The sequence below is a fragment of the Prevotella conceptionensis 9403948 genome (assembly GCF_000312305.1).
Classification (GTDB): Bacteria; Bacteroidota; Bacteroidia; order Bacteroidales; family Bacteroidaceae; genus Prevotella; species Prevotella conceptionensis.
The window spans coordinates 5,185-9,936 of sequence record NZ_HE999443.1 but is presented as its reverse complement, the minus strand read 5'-3'; the positions used below and the strand labels follow the sequence as shown (position 1 = coordinate 9,936).

2 protein-coding genes and 1 riboswitch are annotated in these 4,752 nt (G+C 51.7%); of the genes, one reads left to right on the top strand and one right to left on the bottom strand.

Annotation, left to right across the window (positions count from 1 at the left end):
• The coding region (locus BN93_RS00030) for a hypothetical protein (RefSeq protein ID WP_019186298.1) at positions 1–3,045 on the bottom strand (3,045 nt) is incomplete at its 3' end.
• Positions 3,046–3,216: 171 nt separating this feature from the next.
• A riboswitch (cobalamin riboswitch) is annotated at positions 3,217–3,403 on the bottom strand.
• Between the two features lie 304 nt (positions 3,404–3,707).
• On the opposite strand from BN93_RS00030, the gene BN93_RS00025 reads away from it, so the two are divergent.
• Positions 3,708–4,628 (top strand): carbohydrate kinase family protein, encoded by a 921-nt coding sequence (locus tag BN93_RS00025; protein WP_044259266.1) that lies wholly within the window; start codon positions 3,708–3,710, stop codon positions 4,626–4,628.
• Positions 4,629–4,752: the final 124 nt, after the last annotated feature.

The window sequence follows — 4,752 nt, the reverse complement described above, 5'->3', positions numbered from 1 at the left end:
GTTGAGCAGCGTTACCTTCTGTTGTATGTTGGTTGATTGGGGCGCATGCACGTAACAGCTGTCTATCGTTACGTGTCGGCTTTCGTTACGCAAGTGTATCACGCTGGGATAAGTAAGGCTTTCGGTGCTTATTTCGAGGGCTTGCAAGGTGGTATAATCGGCTCCGTCGAAGGTAACTACGCCGTAATCGTTGGCCATTTGGTCGGGGTCGTAACCGCCTTTATCAAACTTATTGTGGAAGATATGCACGTCGCCGCGCTTGCCAGAGGCCGCTTTGATGGTGAGTGTATTAACAGGCGACAGACCAGGTATGTGCGGAATGAGGACGCGCTGGTTGTACTTGCCGCTTTCGATGCTGATGGTAACGGACCCATCTACCCCATCTTTCAGCGCATCTACGGCCGCTTGGATGGTTTTGTAGGTGGCGTTTGGGCCTACGTTAAGCGTTCCGCTGATGCCTTGTGCAATGATGGCGGCAGCCATTTCAGCTGTTTGGGGCGCAACTTGGGCATTGGCGGCGGTTATATGGGTGAGCGATGCGATGAGCGTTTGCCCTACTTGCGCCGCGCTTTCCACATCGGCCGCGAGCCAAAAATGGTATTCGCCCTCTTTTTCGATGGTGTAAGTGCCGTCGAAAATGCCGTTGTTGCCGTTGTTGGCGGCGAATGTTTGCGTGGTGGCAAAGGCATTGTCTTGCCCAGTTGCATACACCTTATATATATGTGTGGGTGCATCGCCTTGCATTTGGGCTTGCATTTGGGTGATGTTTAGCTGGCCATTTTCGCCCTTAACGTCGACAACAACGTGCAGCAGAGGCACGTCTGTTTGTCCCTTAAACACCTTTTCAGGGGCGATGGCGTGGGTCTTCACCCCGCTAACGGCTATGTTTTGCGGCGTAATGGCCTTCACTTCTAGGGCGAAACCCTCGGCTGCAACATACTTGCCCGTGGTGTAACGCAGGGTAATGGCACCATCGGCAGAGGTGGAAAGCAGCTTATCAAAATGGTCGTTGCGGCTAAACGAGAGGTCGGGCTTGTCTTTTTTCTCCGTTCCGAAGTACACTTCTAGCCTGTCGGCAGCAGCCAACTTCCATGTTGTCGGCTTTATGGCGATGAGCCTTCCTGCGGTTTTGGGCACGAAAGTAATTAGCCCCTCAAAGCCTTTACTTTCACTTTCGTCTTTTCCGCCGTCGTCGTATAGTGTCAATGTGGTGTTGTCGGCCACCTCAACACGGCCGTTATTGCCCTTTACTAGTGCGCGTTCGTATTCCACACGGCGCGCTCCATCGGGGTCACCTTGTTGCACGGCGGTTTCGCCTAGCGAGGTTTCAACCTTCATTAAGGCCGCATCGAGCAGTTTTCCGGCTTGTGCATCGTTGGCCACATCGGCGCAAAGCAACAGCCAGTTGTCGCCTTCGGTAAGGGAAAGGGGAGTAGATAGGGCCATGGTTTGTTGCTGACTAAGAGCGGCTTGCGCGATGGTAGCCAGCGGATTGCCGCTAGGAGCGGCATCGGGCGTGTTCTTAGGTTGTGCAAAAAGTTGCAAACCAGCCATTGCAGGCAACGATTGTTTGAGGTTAAGTTGCAGGTTGTTCAGCGTTATGGGCTGCAAATTGTCCTTGGTATGCAGGTTTATCAGCAGCAAGGGCTGGCGTGTAGCACCCGGCGAAACAGCTGCCGCAGATGCTTGGCGCACGTCTACACTAGCCAACGACATGGCTTTGGGGATGTATTCGCTTACTTTGGCTACGAAACCTTTGGCTGCATAGTAGCTGTCGTTGGGGTTGAACACGATGGTTAATGCACCATCGGGCGATTGTGAACGTATCGTTTGGCCGGGTCCGCGCTGTTTGTCGGCGGGCGAAGTAAGCTCCCAAAGCTTGCGCCCCGTCGTTCCTTTGCCTTCGTACACAACGAATTTGGCACGCACACCGACGTCGGTACGTGGCGAATACACAATATCAAACTTAGAGAAATCTATCTGAACCACATGCCCGGCGTGCAGCGGAGTGAAGGTGGTAATGCGGTCACGCTCGCCGCCTTCGTAATTATCGTTGTACGTATTGGTTTTAGAACGGAACGTCAACTCGCCATTTACACGCCTTTGATGCGTTCCTTCGAGTGCATAAACCACATTTTCTACCACTCGTTCGCCTGTTGGGAGTGGTGCGGGGAGGGCATGTTGACCATCGGAAAGTGCCAGTTGAGCGAGCGAAAGGGCGAGCGTGTTATGGTTTTCGGCCTCGTCTGCCACGTCGCAACCCAACCAAAAGAAGTTGTCGCCCGAACGAAGTGTAGGCTTAGCGGCTATGTTTAGCACCACTTCGCCATTTTGTACGGTGGCATCGGCTATGTGATGAGCAGTTGAAAAGTCGGTGGCCGATGTGCTTTGATATAGCTGAACGGCGGCTATTGGTCCGCTAGCTTTGAGTGTTAAGCCGTTAAGCGTGAGTGCAGGTTCGGTGTTTTCTGTGCGAACATTAAAGCCCAACAGCGGTTGAGCCTTGTCGCCAGCGGTCAATGAGGCGTCTTTCATGGGCGAAATGGTTACATCGCGAAAGCGCATCGGTTGAGGAGTGAAAAGACTTACCACGGCTTTAAACCCGTTAGAACGGAAAGCCGTGGTGCTACCAAACTCTACTGTGAGTGCGCCTTGCGGGTTGGTGGCCTTCACAATGAGCGTAGTGCCCTTGGTGATGGTAGCCAAAAGGCGGTTGGCGCGTACCTCCGTGCCATCGTAAACGCGGATAAACTGCTTGTTGATGCTGCCTTCGAAGATGTCTACCAGCTTGAAATCTACTTGCACTTTCTTGCCCGTAACCTTGGGAATAAAGGTTACGCTGCTTGTTTTTCCGTCCTTAAATTCGGGCGAAGTCTGCCCATTGGGTCCGCCATCGTCGTAAAAGTCGATTGGCGTTTCGTCCACATCAATGGATTTTGGCGTAAGTTCCATGCGCACTTCTCTGTTTTGTGCCGTAGCCACAAGGGGCGAAAAGGCATAAAGAAAGAGGGCGCAAAGAACCATAAAAAGTTGGTTTTGCTTCATAATTATGGTGATGTTAATGTTGATTTACATGTTGTTTGCGCTGCACGCACAGCGAAAGCACAGGGGATTTTAACCTGATACAAAGTGAAAATACATGATTTAACGAAATGAAATGCTACAAAGCACGCCAGCGAAAGCATGCCGAATGCGCCGAACCTAACCCAAGAGGCCACACGAACGCGTGCAACGGCAGGTATTCTGACTTGTTGCCAGGCAGTAAACGTCTTCCCAAACACCGTGTTCAGTGACCTTTGTTTACGCCGCCAAGGGCAACTCACAGCAGCCAGACTGTACGGGTTTTTCACCCGTTTCCCTTTTAAACGCCATACTCGGCGTACCTGTTGCTGATGCAAAGGTACGAAAAAACATGCGCATTTGCTGCCAACTCCAATCTAATTAGGATGTGGCAAACAATGCTCATAAACAGCACAAGCAACTTATACGCCAAAACACGCATACCCAAATACAAGGCCATACCCCCCTAACAAACGGCATTGCCCCACCCCAACCCTTTGCGTTATGCGAACCACTTGCCCATTTTTAGCCCCATCCCACATGCCCAATCAAAAAATTACACAATTGTTTTGCCGTCTGATTAAAAATTCGGATATTTGCATATTGTTTAAATATCAACCCTAAAAAAGAACATTTATCACAGCGTTATGCGGAAAGTAATCGGAGTAGGTGAAACGGTGTTAGACATCGTTTTCAAGCACGAACAGCCCATAGGAGCCTTGCCTGGGGGGTCGGTTTTCAACACTATCGTATCGCTAGGGCGCGTGGGAGCCGACGCAACATTCATCTCGGCCGTAGGAAACGACCGCGTTGGAACCAACGTTATCAGTTTCTTAAAAGACAATGGCGTGCAGGCCGATTACGTAACGAAGTGCGATGAGGGGCAAACACCCATCTCGTTGGCCTTCTTGAACGAGCGAAACGATGCCGAATACCTGTTCTATCGCGACAATAAGAAGAACAATCCAGAGTTTGCTTACCCCGACGTGCAGGCCGACGACATCGTTGTGTTCGGTTCTTACTACGCCGTTAGTCCTGCCACACGGCCACAAGTGGTTTCGTTCCTAGAATATGCGCACAACCGTGGGGCCATCATCTACTACGACGTGAACTTCCGTTCGGGCCACCGAACCGATGTGATGCGCATAACGCCCAATTTGCTGGAGAACTACGAGTATGCCGACGTGGTGCGCGGAAGCAGGGAAGACTTCGAGGTGCTTTATCGCCTGTCCGACCCTGCTAAGGTGTACGCTGCCGAGGTATCTTTCTATTGCAAGCGGTTTGTTTACACCGATGGAGCCAACCCCGTGCAGCTACGTGCCGACGGCGGCTTTTGCGAAAGCTATGCCGTTGGCAACACACAGCCCGTTAGCACCATTGGGGCAGGCGACAATTTCAACGCCGGATTTATCTTCGGCATGCTGAAATTGGGCGTTACAAGGCAACGCCTTATCGACGGATTGACCAAAGAACAATGGAACAAGATAATGAGCTACGCCCTGGCTTTCTCGGCCGAAAGCTGCAAGGGAACGGATAACTATGTGCCGAAAGGTTGGAAACCAGAGTGAAAAGCCTCACCAACAGCCACTCTGGGGGAGTGAAAAGCCTCAACAACAACCACTCTGGGGGGAGTGAAAAAAGCCTCACCCCCCAACCCCTCTCCATGGGGAGAGGGGCGTGATTAGCATTGCT